The sequence below is a fragment of the Mesorhizobium sp. M5C.F.Ca.ET.164.01.1.1 genome, from assembly GCF_004792125.1.
In the GTDB taxonomy this organism is placed as follows: domain Bacteria; phylum Pseudomonadota; class Alphaproteobacteria; order Rhizobiales; family Rhizobiaceae; genus Mesorhizobium; species Mesorhizobium wenxiniae.
On sequence record NZ_SRTG01000009.1, the window covers coordinates 44720 to 65759 of the forward strand.

General features: G+C 60.3%; 13 protein-coding genes and 1 pseudogene. 13 read left to right on the forward strand and 1 reads right to left on the reverse strand.

Going from position 1 to position 21040, the window contains the following annotated elements; genetic code table 11:
* Nucleotide 1: 1 nt before the first annotated feature.
* On the forward strand, nucleotides 2-244 hold the full coding sequence (locus EN807_RS29525) for an EscF/YscF/HrpA family type III secretion system needle major subunit (RefSeq protein WP_127208134.1): 243 nt from the start codon (nucleotides 2-4) through the stop codon (nucleotides 242-244).
* Nucleotides 245-589: 345 nt separating this feature from the next.
* On the opposite strand, the gene EN807_RS35780 is transcribed toward EN807_RS29525, so the two are convergent.
* Nucleotides 590-844 carry a hypothetical protein gene (locus tag EN807_RS35780; protein WP_189522613.1) on the reverse strand — a complete coding sequence of 85 codons (255 nt, stop codon included), beginning with the start codon at nucleotides 842-844 and terminating at the stop codon, nucleotides 590-592.
* A gap of 191 nt (nucleotides 845-1035) precedes the next feature.
* On the opposite strand from EN807_RS35780, the pseudogene EN807_RS29535 reads away from it, so the two are divergent.
* From EN807_RS29535 to dpdD, 12 genes and pseudogenes are all read left to right on the forward strand, one after another.
* A pseudogene (locus EN807_RS29535) lies at nucleotides 1036-1550 on the forward strand (IS6 family transposase); the annotation flags it as partial.
* A 4-nt stretch (nucleotides 1551-1554) separates the two neighbouring features.
* A complete protein-coding gene (locus EN807_RS29540; protein WP_128177324.1) occupies nucleotides 1555-2319 on the forward strand; it encodes a hypothetical protein in 765 nt (254 codons plus the stop codon).
* 327 nt (nucleotides 2320-2646) lie between these two features.
* Nucleotides 2647-3105 (forward strand): hypothetical protein, encoded by a 459-nt coding sequence (locus tag EN807_RS29545; protein ID WP_135937735.1) that lies wholly within the window; start codon nucleotides 2647-2649, stop codon nucleotides 3103-3105.
* 68 nt (nucleotides 3106-3173) lie between these two features.
* On the forward strand, nucleotides 3174-3311 hold the full coding sequence (locus EN807_RS35785; RefSeq protein WP_189522615.1) for a hypothetical protein: 138 nt from the start codon (nucleotides 3174-3176) through the stop codon (nucleotides 3309-3311).
* Between the two features lie 86 nt (nucleotides 3312-3397).
* A complete protein-coding gene (dpdE, locus tag EN807_RS29550) occupies nucleotides 3398-6523 on the forward strand; it encodes a protein DpdE (RefSeq protein WP_128177320.1) in 3126 nt (1041 codons plus the stop codon).
* On the forward strand, nucleotides 6516-9008 hold the full coding sequence (gene dpdF / locus EN807_RS29555; protein WP_189522617.1) for a protein DpdF: 2493 nt from the start codon (nucleotides 6516-6518) through the stop codon (nucleotides 9006-9008). Before dpdE ends, dpdF begins: the two co-directional genes overlap by 8 nt.
* A complete protein-coding gene (gene dpdG, locus EN807_RS29560; protein ID WP_135937737.1) occupies nucleotides 9005-9913 on the forward strand; it encodes a protein DpdG in 909 nt (302 codons plus the stop codon). Before dpdF ends, dpdG begins: the two co-directional genes overlap by 4 nt.
* Nucleotides 9914-9918: 5 nt before the next feature.
* A complete protein-coding gene (dpdH, locus tag EN807_RS29565; RefSeq protein WP_135937738.1) occupies nucleotides 9919-12942 on the forward strand; it encodes a protein DpdH in 3024 nt (1007 codons plus the stop codon).
* Nucleotides 12926-13645 (forward strand): hypothetical protein, encoded by a 720-nt coding sequence (locus tag EN807_RS35790; RefSeq protein ID WP_164759457.1) that lies wholly within the window; start codon nucleotides 12926-12928, stop codon nucleotides 13643-13645. Before dpdH ends, EN807_RS35790 begins: the two co-directional genes overlap by 17 nt.
* 8 nt (nucleotides 13646-13653) lie before the next feature.
* Complete coding sequence (gene dpdJ, locus EN807_RS29570) at nucleotides 13654-18234, forward strand: protein DpdJ (protein WP_281405226.1); 4581 nt, start codon at nucleotides 13654-13656, stop codon at nucleotides 18232-18234.
* Nucleotides 18234-18761, forward strand: coding sequence for a phospholipase D-like domain-containing protein DpdK (gene dpdK / locus EN807_RS29575; protein ID WP_135937740.1), 528 nt, complete (start codon nucleotides 18234-18236; stop codon nucleotides 18759-18761). The genes dpdJ and dpdK overlap by 1 nt, the downstream gene beginning before the upstream one ends.
* Nucleotides 18758-20899 carry a protein DpdD gene (gene dpdD / locus EN807_RS29580; RefSeq protein ID WP_128177309.1) on the forward strand — a complete coding sequence of 714 codons (2142 nt, stop codon included), beginning with the start codon at nucleotides 18758-18760 and terminating at the stop codon, nucleotides 20897-20899. The genes dpdK and dpdD overlap by 4 nt, the downstream gene beginning before the upstream one ends.
* Nucleotides 20900-21040: the final 141 nt, after the last annotated feature.

Consider the following 21040-nt stretch of genomic DNA (forward strand, 5'->3'; position numbering starts at 1 on the left):
TATGTCACCTATTTCTGGCGACAACCTTACCGTCAGCAGTATCAGTAGCAGCCTCGGCAATGCCACTGTTGAAGCAGAAAGAAATCTTAACAGCTTCATGGCATCCATGGAACCGGACAAACCGACCGATCTTATTAGAATTCAATCCCTCGCTCAGCAATGGAGCCTGAGCCTGAATTTGGAATCCGGAATTATCAAATTGCTTTACGACGCCCTGAAGGGAGTGTCCCAGAAAATCGGCTGACCATTTGGTCAGATTACACGATCTTGCCACTTTTCTGGCCTGGCTTGCAGCAGTACTTCCATGCGTTCTCAGGTTGGTGCCGGATTACGCGGATCGTCTTGTGCTAGACCGGCTACGCCTGCGCCGATCCGCTAGAGGACTTTCCACGCGCTATCTCATGGAGCGTATGCCGGATCGAGCTCGTGTCGTCGTAGACTGCGTTGAGGCACGCTATAATGACAATGACCTCTTCCTTTGAGAGACATTGCTGTCCGCTCATTAAGCGCGCATGGTTGATGCAGGCGACGGCGTTGGCGCATGAACGAGTCACCGAGGCCTGAGCAATCCTCGAATCCGTTGCCTTTGTCATTCAATTTGAAGTGAGCGATGGGCAGGTTTTTCATGTCTTCGATTTCCCTGCGAATTCAGGTCCTCGATGACCGCGGGATGGTAACCTGATAGCCTCTCCTGACGCCGGGTGTCGAGTTTATGCAGCCACGGCCGCACCAAGCTGGTGTTGCGCTTCAGCTTGTTTTTATGCGGATCCTCGAACATCAGAGACGCGTCCAGCTTCTCGGTTTCCGCCAGTGACAGAAAACCATGTTCGGCGAGGGTTTTCATCACGACCTTCTCGGCATTTCCCCAGTGCGCTTTAGAAGCATAGACTTGTTTAGGATGGCCTGGCCGGCCGCGAACTGGGCCTCTTCGCCAAGTGCACGATCCTGATCGAGCAGCGACTCGAGCGTCTCGGTGGGTGTTGTCACGTAAACCGTGCGTCAGCATTTGCGGCATAGGGACGGCGGCATGATAGCATGATAATGCCTGCCATCAGCTACAAGCGCCATCGTTTCCCGCCGCAGATCATCGCCCATGCGGTCTGGCTCTACTGCCGGTTCCCCTTGAGCCTGCGTCTGGTCGCGGAATGCTGCTGGAGCGCGCCATCGTGGTCTCCTACGAAACGATCCGCCGCTGGGGCAAGAAGTTCGGGCCCGATTATGCTCGCCGCTTGCGCCGCAAGCAGCCGAGCCGCGATGACATCTGGCACCTGGACGAAGTCGTCATCACTATTGCTGGCCGAAAACACTGGCTATGCCGCGCCGTCGATCAGGACGGCTATGTCCTCGACGAGATCGTCCAGAACCGCCGCAACACCAAGGCGGCCAAGCGATTGCTGACGCGCCTGTTGAAGAAACAGGGCGTCGCACCGAAGCGCATGATCACTGACAAGCTGCGCTCGTATGGAGCGGCCAAGCGTCAGGTGATGCCGGACGTCGAGCACCGGTCACACAAAGGATTGAACAACCGCGCCGAGAATTCCCATGTGCCGCCCAGTGATCGGCTCCCGCGGCATAGAAAGTGAGTTCGGCACGAGCGCTATCGCGACCTTTCAAGACCTTGTAGCGAAGGTTATGGCTCATCAGACAACGGGGCTCGGCCAGAAAGGGCCTGTCCCGAATAAGCCAGCAGCTGCGCTCCATATTACCAATATCGTACGAGGATCCTTCGGTTTCTTGCTCGAGGAAATGCACCCGCAACAACCGATACTAGAGAGCGCGTTGAAGCTTGCGGTTGATCAGGCGACTGGATTGCTTGATGCATTTGGTGAGCCCGATGAGGAAGGGTTTCAAGCAGCGATAGAGAGGATTGATGATCGAATCCTGGCGACGGCTGGAGCATTTTTCGAGCACATGAACGCCAATGGGGCAACCATCAAGGTGGTAAGCGGCGGGCATGAGTTCAGTTTTGGTGCCGAAGCTATTGCGCGGGCAGCCGAGAGGGCTCGGGTCACGAGCGTGGATGAGGGGGAGGACTTGATCCTTGGGAGATTGTCGGGTGTGCTGCCTGATGCCCACCAATTTGAATTTGTCCCTGCAGATTGTCGAACAGCGATCAGAGGTAAAGTCGATCCATCTTGGCCAACAGAGCAATTGCCTGATCTCAACAAACAATGGGTCGGAGTTGATGCTGAAGCCGTAACCTCCGTGAAGCGGGTGATACGAAACGGCGACGTTGTGCGAGAAAGCTTCACGCTTCGCGGTCTCCGGCGCAGAGACGACCAGCAGAACGTGGTTCAAGTCCCCCTTGTTCCCGCCTGATGGCATCTGCTCTCGGCGCTTTCGGTTTTGATAGGGCGAGTTCCCAGCGCTCAAGCTTATTGGCCCGCCTGCGGAGCCGCACGCCCGCGGGGTTGAAAATACTGAATGACGCTTGTGTTGCGCTACGATTTGTAGGTGGCGGGGATGGACTGAACGACTTGTCGGTTGCTTCCATTTTCGGGCGTCTTCGGTCAGGTCGATCGGTAGCTTGGGATACAGCTCGCGCAGGGTGAGCAATTTAGAGGGTCGATTTGAACTTGGGCCAGACTCTCGTCGTAAAAGCGTATTTGCAGAAACATGATACAGGGCATTTGCACGGAGGAGGCCATGAACGAGCATTTTGCGACGGCAACGGCCGCAATCCCTGCCCTGTTCGCCGAGCTTCACGTATCCTCACCGTTTCCCGCCAAGGGCGTGGCGGCACACCTGGGCAGGGCAGGGGTCTACGTGTTTTTTGAAGATGGCGTCCCCGTCCACGTCGGGCGGACGCGAAATCTGCAAGGTCGCCTTCGCGGCCATACCGCCAAAACCCACTACTCCGCATCCTTTGCCTTCAAGCGCGCGCGCCGCCTCCTCGAGCGGACCGCAACCTATACAGCGGAGGGGTCACGTCTCGCCCTTTCGAGAGAGGACGTGTTCCGGGCAGAGTTCTATCGACAGATCGAGCTGGTGAAATTGATGAACGTCCGTTTCGTGGATGTTGCCGATCCGGTGGCCCAGTATCTGCTCGAACTCTACGCCCACCTGGAGTATGGCCTACTGTTGGATGAGTTCGATACCCATTAGACCCGTGAAGGTCCACTATGGAGCCGATTCGGCGAGGTAATTGTGAAATCGTCTCAGGAAGCAGAAATATGGATATCTTCAAATTTCGCGGCGGACTCCGCAGGGCACTGCTGGAGCAGGTCGACGAAATCCAGAATGCCAACGGCTGGTACAGATGGGATACGACTAGGCGCGGCAGATTCTATTGCCTATCGCTGCTGTTGTAGTTGCTTTTTCAAATAATCGTCGCGAGACTGTCGGCTTTTCAGGGCGAGGGGTCCCGCTCTTGGGGGGTGGTAATCTGTTCAGGGGGATGCTTGTTGGCTTGCCTAGTCGAAAAGGAATAGGAAAGCTTGTGGCAGCGGCCGACGGGCGGTGCAAGATCTCGATTTTCTATTCCATTCAACGCACAGAGGAAGTCGAATATGATGTCGGCCAAGTCGAACGGGCTTTCCTCAGTCCGCAGACCCGTGCCTATGTTTTTAGTGAAGATCGGATGCGCGTCGGCCGTGTCACCGACTTTCTTCACAATGAGAACGGACTCATCACCTATGAAGTGAGCTTTCCGAATGGGAAACGCCAGGACTTCAGCGAAATAGATCTTTTCGTGCGGCCGTGGAACGCGCCGGAGGATCCCGCAGAAATCTTAGCCGCAGGCGGAGCCGAAAGTCAGTTTCTACATGATAGGCGTCAGTCTGCGATCGGCCCGCTTCGTGCCCTCACCAGCGCGTCGCAGGGTCTGACATCTCTTTTGTCCGCCGGAATTGACTTCGTGCCACATCAGGTGGCGGCCGTGCGACGCGTGCTGAGTGATCCTATCCAGCGCTATTTGCTCGCCGATGAGGTTGGCCTCGGCAAGACGATCGAGGCGGGCCTCATCATCCGTCAGCACCTCATTGATAACGCCGAAACTAGAGTTCTAATCGCGGCGCCGGCGAAGCTGTGCGAGCAATGGCGCCGTGAGTTGGGCAAAAAGCTTCGCCTGGATCAGTTCGGTGCACCCTTTGAATGCTGCTCGCATGAAGATCTTGCGCGCGTCAGCCGGACACCAGACGTCTTGGCGGTCGATGAAGCCCACCATCTGGTCGGGTTTGAAGACGGCCCAATGGCCCAATCGGCCGCGCGCCTTCGTGAGCTCGCCCAGGATGCGCCGGTGCTGTTGCTGCTGTCGGCAACGCCGCCACTTGGCGATGAAGCAAAGTTCCTCGCGCTGCTCAATCTGCTCGATCCACTGACCCATCCCTTGGAGGACCTGGCCGGCTTTCGCATCAAGCTGGAACAGCGCCGTTCGATCGGGCGTGTCCTCCTAAGTCTCAATCATGACGCCCCCGGGCTTGTCCTTCGCCAGCGGGGCGCCGAACTTGTGAGATCCTTCCCGGACGATCCGATCATCCAAGTTCTTGCGCCGCAAATGATAGCCGCCACCCGCGACGCGCCGGGTGACCTGGCCGGGCTGTGTGGCGCGCTCAAGGAGCATATTGCTGACAGCTACCGCATTCATCAGCGGTTGATCCGGTCGCGGCGCGCCGATGCGCAGGGCTGGGAATTCAGGCCGCGCGGACCTGAGGTAGGGGACGAAACGAATCTGAGCCACGTTCGGACCGAGAGCGATCCCGCGGATCAAATGGAGACGCTGCTCGCGACATTGGAGGATTGGCGCTTCGCAGCTGTCGAGTCTCTTGCCGGCGACGATGGCGCACGCACGCGCCTTTCTGAGCGCTACCGTGCGCTCCTGAGCGTAGTTGGAACGGACGCAACCGAGTTTCGCAACTGGCTCGCGCGCGCAGAGGTGTCGTTCGCTGGCGAAGGCGAAATTCTTTCCGCGCTTGCGGCTCAGGCCGAGGATTATGATGATGACGAACGTATCGATACCATGGTCGAAAGCAGCCGCCGGCTGTTGAAGACGCTTGGGGAGGAGATTGCCGATCCTAGGATCGTGGTGTTTGCAACATCGGAACGCATAGCCGAGAATTTTCATGCTGCGGCGTCCGAGACGCTCGCCCTGGTGACGTGCCTTCTTCTTGCCGGGCCGGAGGACGACGATGTGGCCGAGCACTTTCGATGCGCCCCTGGGCCGACCATAATGGTGGCGGACAGGTCGGCGGAAGAAGGGCTTAATCTCAGCTTCGCTGATGCCATAGTCCATCTTGATCTGCCGCTTTCTGCTGCCCGTATCGAGCAGCGCATTGGGCGGCTCGACCGCTATGGCCGCCGCCAGGGCATGATCCGGCACCGCATCCTTGTGCCGTCTGATGATGACATTAGCCCATGGGCGGCGTGGTATGCGTTGCTCACGCAAGGGTTTCGTATCTTCAATCGGTCGATCAGCGACGTCCAATTCCTGCTTGACGACTTCGAGCACCAAGTTTTCGAGACGCTGCTGATGAGCGGACCGGAGGGGTTGGTCGGTCTCGCCAACGACATACGGGCGCGCATCGATGACGAGCGAAAGTCGCAGGACGAGCAATATGCGCTCGATCGCATCGCGCTTGCCGAGGAGCCGGTCGAGAGCTTCATCCAGACACTGGAAGACGCAGAGGCGGATGAGACGGCTCTCGAGAAGGATGTTGATCAGTGGCTCCTTGGGATTTTGCAACTGAAGAAGCGCCCCTTTGTCTGGCCCAGCGAGGATTCGTTCAAGCTTGCCGTGACCCCCCAAACACTAATCCCGAGACTGCCCTGGCAAGCCGAACTCAAACTGGACGACAGCCAGCCGCTGACCTGGAAGCGGCGTATCGCGACCAGTCGCGCCGACGTCACACTGCTCCGGCCGGGAACCCCACTCGTCAATGTAATTGAGCGCTTCACCCGGTGGGACGATCGCGGCACCGCATTCATCACCTACCGCATTGTGCCCGACTGGCAGGGGGAGCCCTGGATTGGATTCAAGCTCTGCTTCACGATCGAGCCCGCCCTCGATATTGCTGACTTGCTGGCGCCGACCCGTGGAGAACTCGCCGCCTCTCGCTGCGCACAACGCTATTTCGCAGCCAGCGCTCAGACGGTCATCATCGACGTCAATGGCGACGACGTCTTCGATCCCGCCCTTCTGGGCATACTGGAGCATCCCTATCGGAGCGAGGGCAGGGGGTCCGACATCAACCTGGGCAGCCGGCCACACTTGCTTGCGGAGATCATCGACCCGGGGACGTTCCCAAGAATCTGTCGCGATGCCCGTGACGGCGTCCGACAGCGGCTGGCGCGTCAACCCGAGGTCGCGGAGAGGATCGCGGAGGCCGCACGATCGGCGGAGATCGATCTGCAGCGACGGCAGAGCCGCCTGCAGCGCCGGCAATCCGCAGGCGATGCCATGGCTAGGGCCGATATCGCATTGATCGAAGCCATACTTCTCAGCATTCGCAAGCCTGCCATCCGGCTCGATGCGATGGGCTGCTTTGTCGTGGGCGCTAAAACAGCAGGAGCGCATTTCATTGGTTGAACTGGACGGCCATGACGCCTTCAAGGCCTTGGCCAGGCTGCTCGAGTGCGCCGACGATGGGACGGCGTGGCGGGCAAAGTCGCCCTCTGTCGAGCGCCTGCGCATTGCGCTGACCGAACTGCCACAGCATGCCAGTGCCCTCGATCTGGCGGTGTTGTTGCGCCAAGCCATAAACCATGAGCGCACCCGGCGCGGCACGGCGGTGCCCGTCATCCCGGTATCGCATGCGCGCTTTTCCGATTTCCGGCACTGGAACAAGGTTGGGCTGAGAATGACGATCGCCGGGGACGCCCGGTTGGTTTCTATCGAACCGTGGCACCCGGAGTGGCTGAGCGTAGAGGGCAACGAAGTCGACGCGTTTGCCGCCTCGGAAACAATACGCCGGGAGTTCAATGCCGCGGGCTGTGAGGGCGACCCGTTTCTGGCGTCAGTGCGGCGCACATCCTATCGCAGCCGGGGCCAGCGCGCCGCTGTACGTGCGGCGCTCTCCACCCCGGCGGGAGGAAGCCTCGTCGTCGCGCTGCCGACGGGCGAAGGCAAAAGCATGATCTTCCAGCTCATCCAGACCGTCGGATTCGTCGGCGCCGATCAACAGGAGAATCAGGGCACCACCTTGGTGATCGTGCCGACCGTGGCGCTGGGCGTAAATCACGAGCAGGAGGCGGTCGAGGTCTGCGGTCTTGCAAAGCCGCTCGCCTTTCAGGGCGGCAACGATGCCCAGAATGCCATCATAGCGGAGCGGATTGCCGCCGGAACCCAGGGACTATGCTTCGCATCGCCCGAGGCCGCATGCGGGCGACTGCGCGATCCGCTTCGCCGGGCGGCTGAAGCGGGTTTGTTGCGAGCGCTGGTGATCGACGAGGCCCACCTGGTCGATCAATGGGGAACAGGATTTCGCACCGAGTTCCAGGAACTGAGCGGGTTGCGGCGCGAACTTCTCGGTGCTGCCCCGTCAGGCCAGGCAATGCGCACGATCATGCTCTCGGCGACACTGACGGATTCCTCGCTGGAGACTCTGCGCGCGCTGTTCGGCGCCGAAAGCGATTTCGAAAGTCTGGCCGCGGTTCAACTGCGCCCCGAGCCCGATTATTGGATCGCGCCCGTCGCAAGCGAGGCAGCGCGGATCGATCAGGTTATGGAAGCTTTGCACCACGCGCCGCGTCCAGCAGTGCTCTATGTGACCGAGGTTGCCGCTGCAAATGCTTGGCATGCCCGCCTAGCCGCGGCGGGATTTCGGCGCATCAGCAAGTTGCACGGCAAGACGGCCCGGGCAGAGCGTGAGGAGATCGTTGGCGAATGGCGCGCCGGGGCCATCGACATTGTCGTCGGCACATCGGCATTCGGTCTGGGGATCGACTATGCCTATGCACGGAGCATCATCCATGCCTGCATCCCCGAAACACTAGACCGATTTTACCAGGAGGTTGGCCGTGGCGGTCGCGACGGTAGGGCCGCGCTGTCGTTGATAGTCCCCACCGCGAAGGATTTCACTATAGCGAAGAAAATCAACGCCCAGCAGGTGATCAGCATCGATCGCGGCTTTGAGCGCTGGTCGACCCTGTTCGCGCGCAAAATCCGCTTTGGTGAGGGGCGCTTCGCCGTGCGCATCGACGGCCGGCCGGGCGCCGGCGAGCGCGATATCGACATGTTCGGGGAAACCAATACGGACTGGAATCTGCGCACCGTCGCCTTGATGGCGCGGGCGGGGCTCGTGCGTCTGCTAGGGTCTCCTTATCCCCGCATCGCGGAGGAGGGCGACTGGCTTGAGGTCGAGATCATCGACGACCACCATCTCGACAAGGCGGTGTGGCTAAAGCGAGTCGAACCGGTTCGGCGCATTGGTTGGCTCGCGTCGATCCGCAATCTCGATCTTATGCGGAAATTCCTCAGCGATGCGCATTGTCCCGCCTCCATATTGGAGGAACTGTATGGCAAAGACAAAGTCGGCCGTACATGTAGTCGATGCAGCATTTGCCGTTCGGACCCCGACCGCCGTCTCGCTACCCGGCCGGTTGGAGAGCCACGCGCTCCCTGGATCAAGCCACTCGATCCTTTGCTCGCGGACCTGTTCGACAAGGATTTGCGCCTACTCGTCACCTATGATCCCAACACTCTCCCGCGCACGGCTTCGCGCCGCCTGGGGGAAACCTTCCTTCGGCTGCAACAGGCGCGCCTTGCCAAGCTCATTCAAATGGGGGCACAGCCCTTCGACATGACAAGGGTCCTCAAATTCGCGGAGAAATCGGCGTTTTTTGTCAGCGACCTCAATTCGCTGGCGCTGTCGCGCCTCCCCAAGGGGCCCGAACTGGTCCTGGTGGGCGCCGGACAGACCCTCGAAACGCAAAATCTAAATCCGCGTCAAGATAATCCACGCATCTTCATCGCCTCCCAGGAACAGTTGGCGCCGGACGGCCGGCGGCTCCGCGACGTCTTTGGTGGACGCGTGCTGACGCTCGATGAATTTAATGCAAGAGTAGCCCAATGAGTATTGTCACCACCGCACAGGCTGTCCCAAGTCGACTGTTCGCTATCTATGCGTCTCTTTTCGAGAGTGACGCTGGCGAGATCAAGGATCGAATCAAAGCCTGGGCGACGCCGCCGTCCCTGAGCGGTCGGGGGGCTGATGACGACGGCGAGTCCACCACGACCCTGTTCAGCAATACGCTGCTGGAGGCCCGGCGTCTCGGATTGGTCGAAGACATGGATGACAAGCTGCGCTTGACGGCGGACGCGCGTGGTGGCGGGAAGAGGGGCAGCGATAGTGAAGTCTACTTTCTCGATTATATGTACCGCACCCTGTTCGATCCTGCGCGCGCAATCGAGATAAAGCATGCCGGCTTCATGATCGCGCTGGCCTGGTTCCTCAGTTCCAATCCGCTGCACCCGATGAATTTTTCCGTCCCGCCTCAGCGGACTTTGCAAGCCGAAATTGGCGAACATGCGTCGAAAACCGAAGTCACCTCGCTCAACACATATCAAAATTTTCTCTACTGGGCGCGCTATCTAGGTTTCGCGACAATCGTCGGCGGCCGTGATGCCGACGACCAAAATGCGCGCCGCGTCATCCCCGATCCGGTTCGGGCGATCGGGGGCGCACTCCCTGCAATTTTTGCGGAAAGCATTGAACTGCCTATAGAGCAATTCCTGACGCGTCTCTCTGGCATCTTCCCGGTATTCGAGACGGGAAGCGTGCGCGAAGACTATGAGGCGATGCGCCGGATTCCCGTTCCCGATCGCGGGCAGCGCCTGTCGGTTACGACGAGCGTCGCCCTCCAGCGGTTGGCGGACCGGCAGCGGATCGTTCTCGCCAGCGTGGCGGACGCTCCCGCGCGGATCCTTGATTTCGGGATGCGTGAGGGCGGGGTGAGCCATGTCGCGCTGAGGACCTAAGCACGATGAAAAACTATCTATGCTGGGAGCCCGGTGCCGTTCGTCAGGTCATAAACCCCTTTGCCGAACACATCAGCGACGGCCTGTTCCGGGCCGTACACAGCGACTGGGATCTTAAGGTTAGCCCGCAGGTGGGCAAACGCTTTCAAGACATCGGCGAGGCAAATTGGGTGGACATGACGCCCGCCGCTTTTCTGGGCGATTTCCTGCTCGAAAATCGTCCCCACGCCCTGGCCGCGATCCTTGGCACGACGGGTTCGGGAAAATCGCATCTGGTCCACTGGATGCGGCTCAACATTAAGCCGGACGCCAGCCGTTTAGTGCTTGTCGTGCGAAAGTCGGGCACGAGCCTGCGTGCGATCGTCAAGATGATCATTGCCGAATTGCCAGATGACCAACAGGCGAGCTTCCTCGAGACCCTGCAGTCTGCCGGCGACGGCACGCAGAGCCGGGACGACCAGAAGCAGCAATTGCTCAACGATCTCGCGCAGGTGATCCGTGAGGACAAGTTGGCGCCAGATGCCGACGAGGTCGAACAAGCCCTGATCGGGAGCCTGCCGAACCTGTTTCAGGACCCGCATATGCGCAAGGCGCATTTCCTGGGCGACGACACCGTCATTGCAGAGATCGTCGATCATATTTTTGCGCCCTCCAATGCGCAGGACCGGCCTGATCGGCGCCGCAGCTTTTCGGAAAGCGATCTGCCGCTCGGCGGCATGGACTTTGCCCACGCCTCGAGGCTGGCGCAGGACGCCATCCAGATCATCGAACTTGATCCGCCGACCTATCTTCCGCTGGCGATCAAAATCATCAATCGCAACCTGGACCGCGCGGTAGCGCGGACGCTCAGCTTTTCCGGCGACCGTGTCGAGGAGCTGATGACGCGCTTGCGCACGTATCTCAAATCCCAGGGCAAGGAACTGGTCCTCCTGGTCGAGGAGTTTGCCCGATTGCAGGGCATTGATCGCGCGCTCCTGCAGGCAATCACCTCGCAAGGGGACGAACGCCAATGCAAGATGCGCACGGCCATTGCTGTTACAACGGGTTTCTTTCAAAGCGTCGCCGAAACGGCCTATATGCGCACGACCCACATTGTCGACATGGACCGTTCCGCCGGGCGTGCGGACGGCGATACCGTTACACAGGCATCGCTGAGCCAGTTCACGTCGCGCTATCTGAACGCCGTCCGCCTAGGTCGCGACGGCATAACTCGATGGAACGCTTCGGCGAACGCCGGCGACAGCCCGCCGTCACGATGTGATACCTGCCCGCACCAAGCGGAATGCCACCCCATTTTCGGCGCTGTCGATGGATATGGGCTCTACCCCTTTACGCCCCAGGCGCTCTGGAACGCCGCGCTACGCGCCGATCATTCCATGCCGCGAACCCTCAATCCGCGAATCTTGCAGAACGATCTTCTAGTCGAAGTGTTGGACAATTTCGGCCCATCGATCGCTACCGGTACTTTCCCCGAGTTCAGGTTACTCGAAAAGCTTGATGGGATTAAAGCCCTGCCGGCCGTGGCGCAGGCGGACCTCCAGAGCCGTAACCCTCAGAATTTCAAGCGCTGGGCCGCCTTTCTGGAACTGTATGACGGTAGCGGAACAATCGCCAACCTCGACGAACGGCTGCGTGCAGCGTTCGACGTCCCGGAGATCCCGGGTGCAGGTGACAAAACAACTGATCCGGTTGATGAATCGTTCGTCGATAACAAGCCACAGCGGGCCACGGCGAGCCGGGAGGATCTGCTCATCGAGAAGTGGATCGCGGGATCCGGCCTCGATCAAACCGTCGCCACCAATCTGAGGCTGCTCGTGTTCTCGGCGGTTTCCCATGCGATCGATTGGGACATGCTCGGTCTCGCCAAGACAAGCTTCGTCGGCAAGACCGGACGCCCGTTCCAGACCGCCAGCATTAGTTTCGAAAACCAAACCACGTTGGCCCGGCAAGATCTGCAGGTAAAGCTGCTCATTCCTGCCGACGCGACCACCGCCGCAGCACTCCAGGGAGTGTTGCGCGCGAGCAAGGAACAGTTTCGTTGGGATTTCGAGAATGGCGAAAAGATGCTCGGCGCCTTTCTCGACTGCGTCGACCTCTGGGCGCGCAGTGTCGAGACCCAGTTGAAATCACTCTGCGCGCCAAGCCCAGATTGGCACCAGGCTGCCGCAGCCATCGAAGTGCTGTGCGTCGGCGCCGCGATTGGCGGGAAGATCAAGCCCGATGCGACGGTCGCTGACATGATCGACGCCGCATTCAGCACAACTTGGCCCAGTGAGTGCGCCAGCACGGCTCCTGAGATGCGCGCATTGTACGACAAGATCGCGGGCGCCCGCGATAGTATTGCGAGCATCGCGCACGCCCAGATTGCGAGTATGAAAGGCGGCAGGGCAGGTCCCATGCTGAATCCCGGCAAGATCGTTGGACCGGTTCGTGATCTCCGTCAGGCCAAATGGCGCCTCCGATTCATCCCGCCTAATGATGATCGAAACGAGCCTGCCAAGACCTATCGCGAGGTGAAGGCCATGTTGGGGGCGGCCGCGGACGCGGAGATGGGCGTGCGCCAGGTTTGGCTCAACGCTATGGAAGGGGCATTTGGAGAGGCCGCGACTCGTGCCTCCATCTTGTCGACGCTAGACGCAGCGCGAGCGGCTGTTGCCGATGCCGGCATCGGGGCCAACAACAGTTCGAAGCAACTCGCCGAAGCACTTGACCGTCTGCGGCTTGTCCAGTTCGACGAGTCGCTGACTGCCGCGCGGACTCTCGCCAAGCAGGAAGACGGCGTAGCGGCACTTCCCTACTATGGTCGGGGACGGCGGAATGCGGTTGAGGCCGGAACCGCGCTCGTCGCAGCAACACAAGCATTTCTCGATGCGGTCGACCAGAACCTAGGGACCAATAGCCAAAGCCTTGATGCAAAGCATGCCGCGCTCGACGAGAGTCTCGCCCGTATCGATACATTGCTCGCTGCGATCGAGAACGACCTTCTCGAAATGACGGCGCCGAAGGGGGCGCATGCCGATGCTGCTTGAGCGTGCGGGCGCGTTGTCCTCCAAGATTGGCAGCTACAATAAGCTCAAGAACACGGCTGACGAAGCCGAGCAGTTCCTGACGCGCGCCACCCAGTTTACGACACTTTCGGAGAAAGTGGCCCGTGCTCGCGCGAACCTGGCGAAGCTCGCGGCGGCGGGCGTCGAAACCGGTTTCGCGGCGAACGACGGTTCGGGTTATGCGGCTAAGGCTCGCACCCTACGCGAAGCCGTGCATGCCAACCCAGCCGCGATAAACGACCCACCATTCGACTTGAAGCACGAATTTGCAGACCGAGTGTCAGCTATTGCAGTCGCAGCCGAGAAGGCGTCGCTTGTAGCGTGGCAAACCTATGTCGCAAAGCGCGCCGCTTTCGGTGCCGATGATGTGCTGAACGCACTCGCTAAGATCCCACAGTTCCGATTAAGTATAAGTCGCATCAGCCAAATACGAACTAATGTCGCCGGGTTCGGTGCGATGCTGCCTGACGATCCCAAGGGAGCTATCTCCAGATTGGACGCGCTGATCGACGAACACGAGGCGGCATGGAAAGCGCTCGCTGCCGACGATATCCCTTCCAGCGTGGTCGCGTTCATCCGCGCGGCGGCAAGTTCGGAGGCGCTTTTGAGCGCTTTTACGCAAGATGTGCGCACATGGCTCGAGAGTCGCAATCTCCTCGACGCCTTCCGTATCAAATTGCGGTAGCCTCAGCGATGCCCTTATCAGTTCAAGCTCTAGCGGTTCTCGACCGCATCGAAGCGATCGAAATGCGTTCTTTGGAATGGGGGTTCACCGACGGCTCCCTCAGTGAGGACGAGGCCTATGCTCTTGGAGACACCGTTGTCGTCGGTGCGCCTGCGGGCGGGGCCGACGGTCAAGACCTTGTCGAAGAGCTGATCGAAGCAAGGCTGATCTTCGAGATGCCGGACATGGGTGGCGATGTCCGCATCCGCTCGCGGTTCGCGGAAATGATGCGACTGCTCGCTGCTAACCGGCAGTTGTTTCCCAATCGCCCATGGCAGGGCGCGCCATCGCTGGTCGCAGACTTTCGTGTCGATCGCCGGCCGCGCCGCTTTCCCCGCCGCGACCGCGCGCCAAATGTCATTCTCCAAGACAATCCAAATATTATCGGCACATCGCCGCTGCGCCGGGACCTCTGGCAGTCTCTCACCGCCCGTTCCAGTCTACGCTTCTCCGCGTTTCAGGAGCGCGCCACTGTGCGTCTTTCGTCCGCGACAGACGACGGCGGCACGATCGTCACGGCGGGAACGGGTAGCGGCAAGACGATCGCCTTCTACCTGCCGGGCATGATCCGTATCGGCGAGGCGATCGATGCCAATTACTGGGTGAAGGCGATCGCGATCTATCCCCGGATCGAACTTCTCAAGGACCAATTCGCGGAAGCCTTCCGGATGGCCCGCGAGATCGACGCTCCGTTGAGAGCGCATGGTCGTCGCGCTCTCATGATCGGCGCCCTGTTCGGCGCGACGCCGCGCCGCGCCAGTCGGCAGGAACTGAGCGACCGCAACTGGCAACGGCGCGGACAGGATTTTGTGTGCCCCTGGATGCGCTGCCCGTCCTGTGACGCCGAGCTTTTTTGGCGCGGTAGCGATATCGACTCCGGGACCGAACAGCTCGTTTGTGCCGAGCCGGGATGCCAGGGCCATGTTAGCGAAGACCAGATCGTCCTGACCCGCGGGCGGCTTCAGCGCCATCCCCCAGACATTCTGTTCACGACGACCGAAATTCTCAACCAGCGCCTATCGGACCAATGGATGCGCGGCCTGTTCGGCGTGGGGTTGCCAGCGGGTCGGAAGCCAATGCTCGCGCTGCTCGACGAGGTTCACACCTATGCGGGCGCGACCGGGGCGCAGGCCGCACTCACGCTGCGACGCTGGCGTCATTTGCTCGGTGCGCCGATCGGTTGGGTCGGATTGTCGGCCACGCTTGGAGATGCTGCCCGTTTCTTTGCGGATTTGACGGGCGCCCATCCCGACCGGGTCGTCGAGATCACGCCGACGGTCGAGGAGTATGCCGAGGAAGGCGCTGAGTATCAGATCCTGCTACGCGGTGACCCAGGCTCACGGACCTCGCTCCTTTCGACAACGATCCAGACGGCGATGCTGCTACCTCGCCTACTTGACCCTCCCGGCGCGACCGACACGTCAGGATCGTTTGGACGGCGTGCCTTTCTGTTCACCGATGATCTCGACGTCACCAACCGGCTCTATGACGATCTACGCGATGCGGAAGCCTACACTATCTTCGGCAGGCCTGACGCCCAGCGGCTGCCGCTCGCCAATATTCGTCGCGCCGGTCCTGATGCGGCAGTACGTGACGTCGAGGGTCAGCGCTGGCGGATCTGTGAAGATATCGGTCATCCCCTCGACCGCCGGCTGATCGTCGGGCGGACAACATCGCAGGACGCCGGGGTCAATCAGGCGGCCAATATCGTCGTTGCGACCGCGGCGCTCGAGGTAGGGTTTAACGACCCCCTCGTGGGCGCGGTCATTCAGCACAAGGCGCCGCGCGGGATGGCGTCCTTTCTGCAGCGTAAAGGGCGCGCCGGCCGCGGTCGGGCGATGCGACCGATTACGTTGACGGTCCTGTCGGATTATGGCCGGGATCGCGCCTTCTATCAGGCATTCGAGCATTTGTTCGACCCGACGCTCGAGCCACAACATCTGCCGATCCGCAATCCCTATGTGCTGAAAATTCAGGCAGTCTTCGCCCTGTTTGATTGGCTCGCCGCTAACACGGGCGGGTATGAAAAGGCGTGGCAATGGGACATTCTCAGTCGGCCTCATCCTCAGCCATCGTCCGCCGTGCGCGCCGTCATCGATCTCACTCGAACCAAGCTCACCCAGTTGGTGCAGGGCGATCCAGCGACAATCGAGAGCCTCCGAATTTATCTCGCTAGCGCCCTGGGTGTGAGCCGCGATGTTGTGGATACGCTATTGTGGGAGGCGCCGCGCTCGCTTCTACTCGAAGCGGTCCCAACGCTAGTGAGGCGGCTCTTTCGGAATTGGGAGTTGGCCTTCCCAACGGCGGTCGGGTCACTCGACCTTCAGGATAATTTCCACCCTCTGCCCGACTTCGTGCCTCGCAGCCTGTTTAGCGATCTCAGCCTGCCCGAGGTTCGGGTAATCATCCCGCCTGCGAGCGTCAATCATGAGGAGCGGATCGAGGCAATGCCGATCCTACAGGCGCTAAACCAGTTCGTGCCCGGTCGCGTTACTCGACGCTTCGCGCACGAGCGGGGCGCACTGTCGCACTGGATACCCGTGGATCCCGCCTTTCCCGAACAGCAACGACGGATCGGCGACTATGCCGAAAGCCATGAATATGTCGGCACCTTCAGCGGGAGCCTGAATGATCACACAGGCGGACCACCACTTTTGGTCTTCAGGCCCTGGGCGGTTCGGCTCGAGCGGGCGGCGAGAAGCGATGCGTTGCCGAGCAGCAATGCTCGTCTCGTGTGGCACTCCGACATCATGGCGAACGGCGATCCGCTCACGATACCTGTTCCGCTCCGCTCAGAATGGCGCCGATATGTGCGGACCATCGATTTTCACCTGCACCGTTTCCGCTCAAGCGTCAGCGTGCGGCGGTTCGCGCCCATGGCCCACGCCAATGTCCGCACATTGCAGGATGATTTCCCGATCACGCTGCACTTCACCAGTGATGACGATCGAGCTGCGGCGATCGGATTTGCACTCGAGGTCGACGGCTTCCGACTGGATCTGGCATTACCCGAACCACATGCCCTTGCAGCCAGTATCCTACCCCCCAATCTCATTGCCACCAGCACGCTCGCCTACCTACGCGATACATTCCTGTCCGACTCAGAGCTTCCTAACGACCTGAACTCGTTCCAGCGCGAATGGCTTTTTCAGTTTCTCGTCTCAGTGGTGATGGCGGATGCGGCTGTAAACGATCGTGCGATTGCGGCGTCTATCGCAGACCTGCTCGACGACGATCGCATCACGGGTGTTTTCCGGGGCGTAATGGAAGAAACATTTGGCGCGATCCCGCCGATCACACCAGACGATGATGACGCCGATGACGCTGATGCGGAGGACGAGGACGACGCGACGGCAATAGATATTAGTGCAGGCCCAGCCCGGGCAGCACGCGGTCCCGGCCGCTTACAGCAAGGCCTGTTGCTTCAACTGGGTCGCCCCATCGTTCGCGAGCGGCTTCGTGCCATTGCCGCTCAACTTCAGTCGGTCAATGCCGAGGCTTTCAACGTTTGGTTACGCCGTCTGGTGCTGGAGACGCTTGGCGAAGCAATGCTGCAGGCGTGCATCGCCGCTGCGCCGCGGCAGGCGACGGTCGATACGCTCCTGGTCGATGTTCGTGACGATGTACAAGGCGGCATCGCGAGCGTCTGGATTACTGAGTCGACGCTTGGTGGAGCAGGTGTACTCGAAGCCTTTGCCGAACGCTTTGCGGCCGAACCGCGCCTTTTCTTCACCGCCCTCGAGGCGGCCCTTGCGCCGACAGACCTGGAACTTGTCGATGACGGGTTGCGCGAGATCGTGGCTTTAGGCCTCGCAAATCAAGATGTTGGCGATCAGATTGCGCGATTGCGATCGACCAATTCCCACGGCGAACGCGAAGCTCTGTGGCAATCGCTTTCGCACCGCCTGGCTCAGAGAGGAGGGATCGACCTCAGCCACGCTTTGTCGGTCTCGCTCAACAACCGCTTGCTGCGCACAGGATCGGGCCCACAACTCGACCGGCTGTTGCTCGACCTCCAGGCCCATTGGGATGCTCTCGAAAGCCGGTTCGGCCTAGCCATCGAATTGCGCGAACTTGCTTATATCTGCAGCAAGGACGTAACCCTTTCCGCCGCGATCCGAGCCTACCTCTCAGCGACCCTACCGCCGGGTGCAATTGGGCATGTCACCGTCCTTGCGGCTATCACGAGCCTGTTATGGCCGCGCGCCAATGAAGTGCGCAAGCGCGTACTCCAATCTCACAATCCCTTCCGCCGGACTCGGAGCACCGATCCGGCCATCGTCCGCCACCTGATGCTTAGCCGGTCGATCGCGACGATCGAACTCTCAGACCCAGACTGGCAGGCAGCGCTAAACGCGGCGTTCGACGCGCAGGGCTCGGTGCGGCTGGCCGCGGATGCCAGTGACGCGCCCGCGTTGCGTCGCGCACTTGTCAGGTTGGTCGTAACGCCGGTCAGCATTGGTGTGCTTCAGTTCTTCCCCACCGTTGAACGCGTCGAACGCTCTCATAGCCGGATCTTCGTGAGCCTTACGCTGCGGGAGCAAGTCTGATGGCCGCTGATTCCCGAGATTTGCACGGCCCAGCCCAGTCGCGGGCCGTGCGCGACCTGTTCCAGGGGCTTTTCATCGCCGAATTGATTAATCCGAGCCCCAAACTTTGGCTGCTCTTCGCGTGGATTTCGGATGTCGAGATCATCGACAATTCGGCACGCCAGTTCGCAGCACTCGAACCCGATTGGCCTGCGACGCCCATCCAGCTGTCACAGGTGTTGCGCGCATTGTTGTCGCGCGGAGTCCATATCCGGCTGATCATTCGTGAAGACGGCCACAACGACTATTTCATTGCCCGACTTCGGACGCTGAAGGCCCGATATGGCGACTTGTTGAAATGGACGATCGAGAAGAGCTTTCACGCCAAGGGACTGCTCGGCGCCGACTATTTCCTCGCCGGATCTATGAACCTGACCTTGAGCGGGATTTCAGTCAACGACGAACATCTCGTCCTGCGGACCGATCCGGCAGTGGTCGCCGAGCAATCGATCGAACTTGAGGAAAAATGGGAGGGCCGCGTCGTATGATCGGCACCGATGGCGACGCGTCCCGACAAGCGCTTGCCGATATCCTGGCGATCAATGCCTTTGGTGCCCTGGATGCCGAGTTGGCCGCGCTGTGCTCTGCAGTTTCCGACAGCATTGCCGATCCCAATTTTCCGGGTGCGCTAATCCCCACGCTCGATGCAACTGGCGACATTCAGGTGATGATAGTCGCACCGACGGTGGCTTCCTGGCGGCGCCTGAAGCCCGTCTTGGTTGCTTTTGCCGGACCGACTTTGACCTCGTTCGACGGCATTCCGGAAGCGCTTATTTCCGGTCAAGCCCTGTCCGACAGAGTGGCGCAGACCCAGCCGGCCGTCACAGGCATTATGCGGCTCCCCGCAGATCGGCGCGCGCGCATGACGGCGCTGCGCGCATTGATCCGAGCGCGCGATACATTGGCACGGGCTCCCGAATTGCAGCGTACTGCGCCGGTCCCGACAAGCTGGTTGCTCGCGCGCTACCAGGATTATCTGAATGTCGGCCGGCGCGCCGCGGCGGCAGAAATTCTCGGGCGTTTGCGGTCCGAACTGCGGCTCGACTCTCTGAATATCAAATTCCTTGAAGTCCAATTGCACGCGACTTTTGCCGAATGGCAGGCGATCGTTGAACTCGGTGGTTTCTCCAGCCTGTGCGTCGCGCGGCGTACACCCGCGATCACCGGCCTTCTCCTTGAGGCGCTCTACCACACCCATCTCGCCCAGCCATTCGATGCGCAGGATGTAGCCGAAACCCGCCGACGATATGAAAATCTGGTGCGGCCTCTCGCGCAGCCAATGTTGACGGCGCCGGCGCCTGCCGCGCTCACCGCCCATGGATGGCGGATCTACGGCCTTGAAGCCTTGCAGGCCCCGGATCGAACCGACATTGCCGATCTGCTGGTGCAAAGGTCCGACGACCTTGGATGGATTGGCGGCTTGCTGCCGGTCTCGTCTGCCCATCTGGAAAGCGCGATCGCCGCCGAAGCACCGCTCGACATAGCGCGCGAAGCGCTTATGCGCGTCGATGCCGTCGACAGCAACGACCTGCTTGCGGATGCCCGCGCCGCGCTTGCCCGTCTTGCGCCTGAGGAACGCGCGCTTTTGAGAGAGGCCGACCCCTTCCGGCCCCCCATGCAGATTGCCGAGCTTTTAGAGGCGACTGTGCCGCCCACTTCCTGGGTTGATTGGCTCGACCGTGCAGCTGACGTGAGTTTCGTTAGCGCGCTTGATGTGGCCAGGCAAGCAAACAATGAATGGCCGATCAACGCGACTGCGGGCGATCCGGTCGCGGTCCAAGCGCTCGCTGCCGCGCTCGATAGGGCGCAGGTGAGCGATGTCGCAGCCGAGCGAACCGCCCAGGCTTTGCCATACCTCGTGGCGTGGCTGCAGCGGGTTCCGGATTTCCCCCGCGCAGCAATGACACCAATCTACGCGAGCCTCTTGACCCTGTTCGCGCTTAGCAGGGCGCGCGGCGCGACGACCTATGATTCAAGCCAGGTTCTGATTGGTGCTCTGCTGACCAGCGGCCTTGATAGCAAAGCCTATAAAGCTCTGATCGCCGACATTAACGAGATCGCAGGCGACGGCTTCGGGATCGACATGATCTATTGGATCCTGGAAATAGTGGAAGACTTCATGAAAGCGAGTGCGCCTGATGCCAGCGCTCGCGAAGATTTCTTCCACGGCGTATTGGCGCGTGTCGCGCCTATTTATGCACGCCTCTCCAGCCTACAGCGGTCTGCGATCGGACAATTGGCAGCCGAACTGGGGTGGAAGCTGCAAACGTTCGGCGTCAGCCCAGGTCGCGATACCCCTGACAGCTTCTCCGCTCGTATCCAGGGTATGCGCATCGCAATATACTCACTGACTGAATCCTCGAGCCGGCAGGCTAAGGCCGCCTTGGAACAAGTTGCTTCGACCGTTATCGTCGATACCAATGCCGATTATGGTGGAACTGCGCGGTTGCGTGCACTGGCCGAAAATGCCGATCTGTTTGTAATGACTTGGTTGTCGGCAAAGCACGCTGCGACCGACTTCATACGAGAACACCGGGGCAGCCGGCCACTGATTTACGCCCAAGGTAAAGGCTTCTCGAGCATATTGCGCGCAATTGAAGACCACATCCGAAGCCTTTCGATGTAGATGACTTACGGGAACTGTTAGCTAGATCAGCGGCTCTTTGGGCGAATTGCGCTGTCGATATCAGATTCACAGGCGCGCAGACGTCTCACCGGAGACGATTGCGGCGCCACGCGCGACAGTGAAGCCACGACTTCGCATCAG

What these genes read in the sequence shown, in the direction of transcription:
- dpdK (WP_135937740.1), top strand. Translation starts at nt 18,234, where the DNA reads ATGGCCGCTGATTCCCGAGATTTGCACGGCCCAGCCCAGTCGCGGGCC.
- dpdG (WP_135937737.1), top strand. Translation starts at nt 9,005, where the DNA reads ATGAGTATTGTCACCACCGCACAGGCTGTCCCAAGTCGACTGTTCGCT.
- EN807_RS29525 (WP_127208134.1), top strand. Translation starts at nt 2, where the DNA reads ATGTCACCTATTTCTGGCGACAACCTTACCGTCAGCAGTATCAGTAGC.
- EN807_RS29545 (WP_135937735.1), top strand. Translation starts at nt 2,647, where the DNA reads ATGAACGAGCATTTTGCGACGGCAACGGCCGCAATCCCTGCCCTGTTC.
- dpdH (WP_135937738.1), top strand. Translation starts at nt 9,919, where the DNA reads ATGAAAAACTATCTATGCTGGGAGCCCGGTGCCGTTCGTCAGGTCATA.
- dpdD (WP_128177309.1), top strand. Translation starts at nt 18,758, where the DNA reads ATGATCGGCACCGATGGCGACGCGTCCCGACAAGCGCTTGCCGATATC.
- dpdJ (WP_281405226.1), top strand. Translation starts at nt 13,654, where the DNA reads ATGCCCTTATCAGTTCAAGCTCTAGCGGTTCTCGACCGCATCGAAGCG.
- EN807_RS35780 (WP_189522613.1), bottom strand. Translation starts at nt 844, where the DNA reads ATGAAAACCCTCGCCGAACATGGTTTTCTGTCACTGGCGGAAACCGAG.
- dpdE (WP_128177320.1), top strand. Translation starts at nt 3,398, where the DNA reads ATGCTTGTTGGCTTGCCTAGTCGAAAAGGAATAGGAAAGCTTGTGGCA.
- EN807_RS35785 (WP_189522615.1), top strand. Translation starts at nt 3,174, where the DNA reads ATGGATATCTTCAAATTTCGCGGCGGACTCCGCAGGGCACTGCTGGAG.
- EN807_RS35790 (WP_164759457.1), top strand. Translation starts at nt 12,926, where the DNA reads ATGCCGATGCTGCTTGAGCGTGCGGGCGCGTTGTCCTCCAAGATTGGC.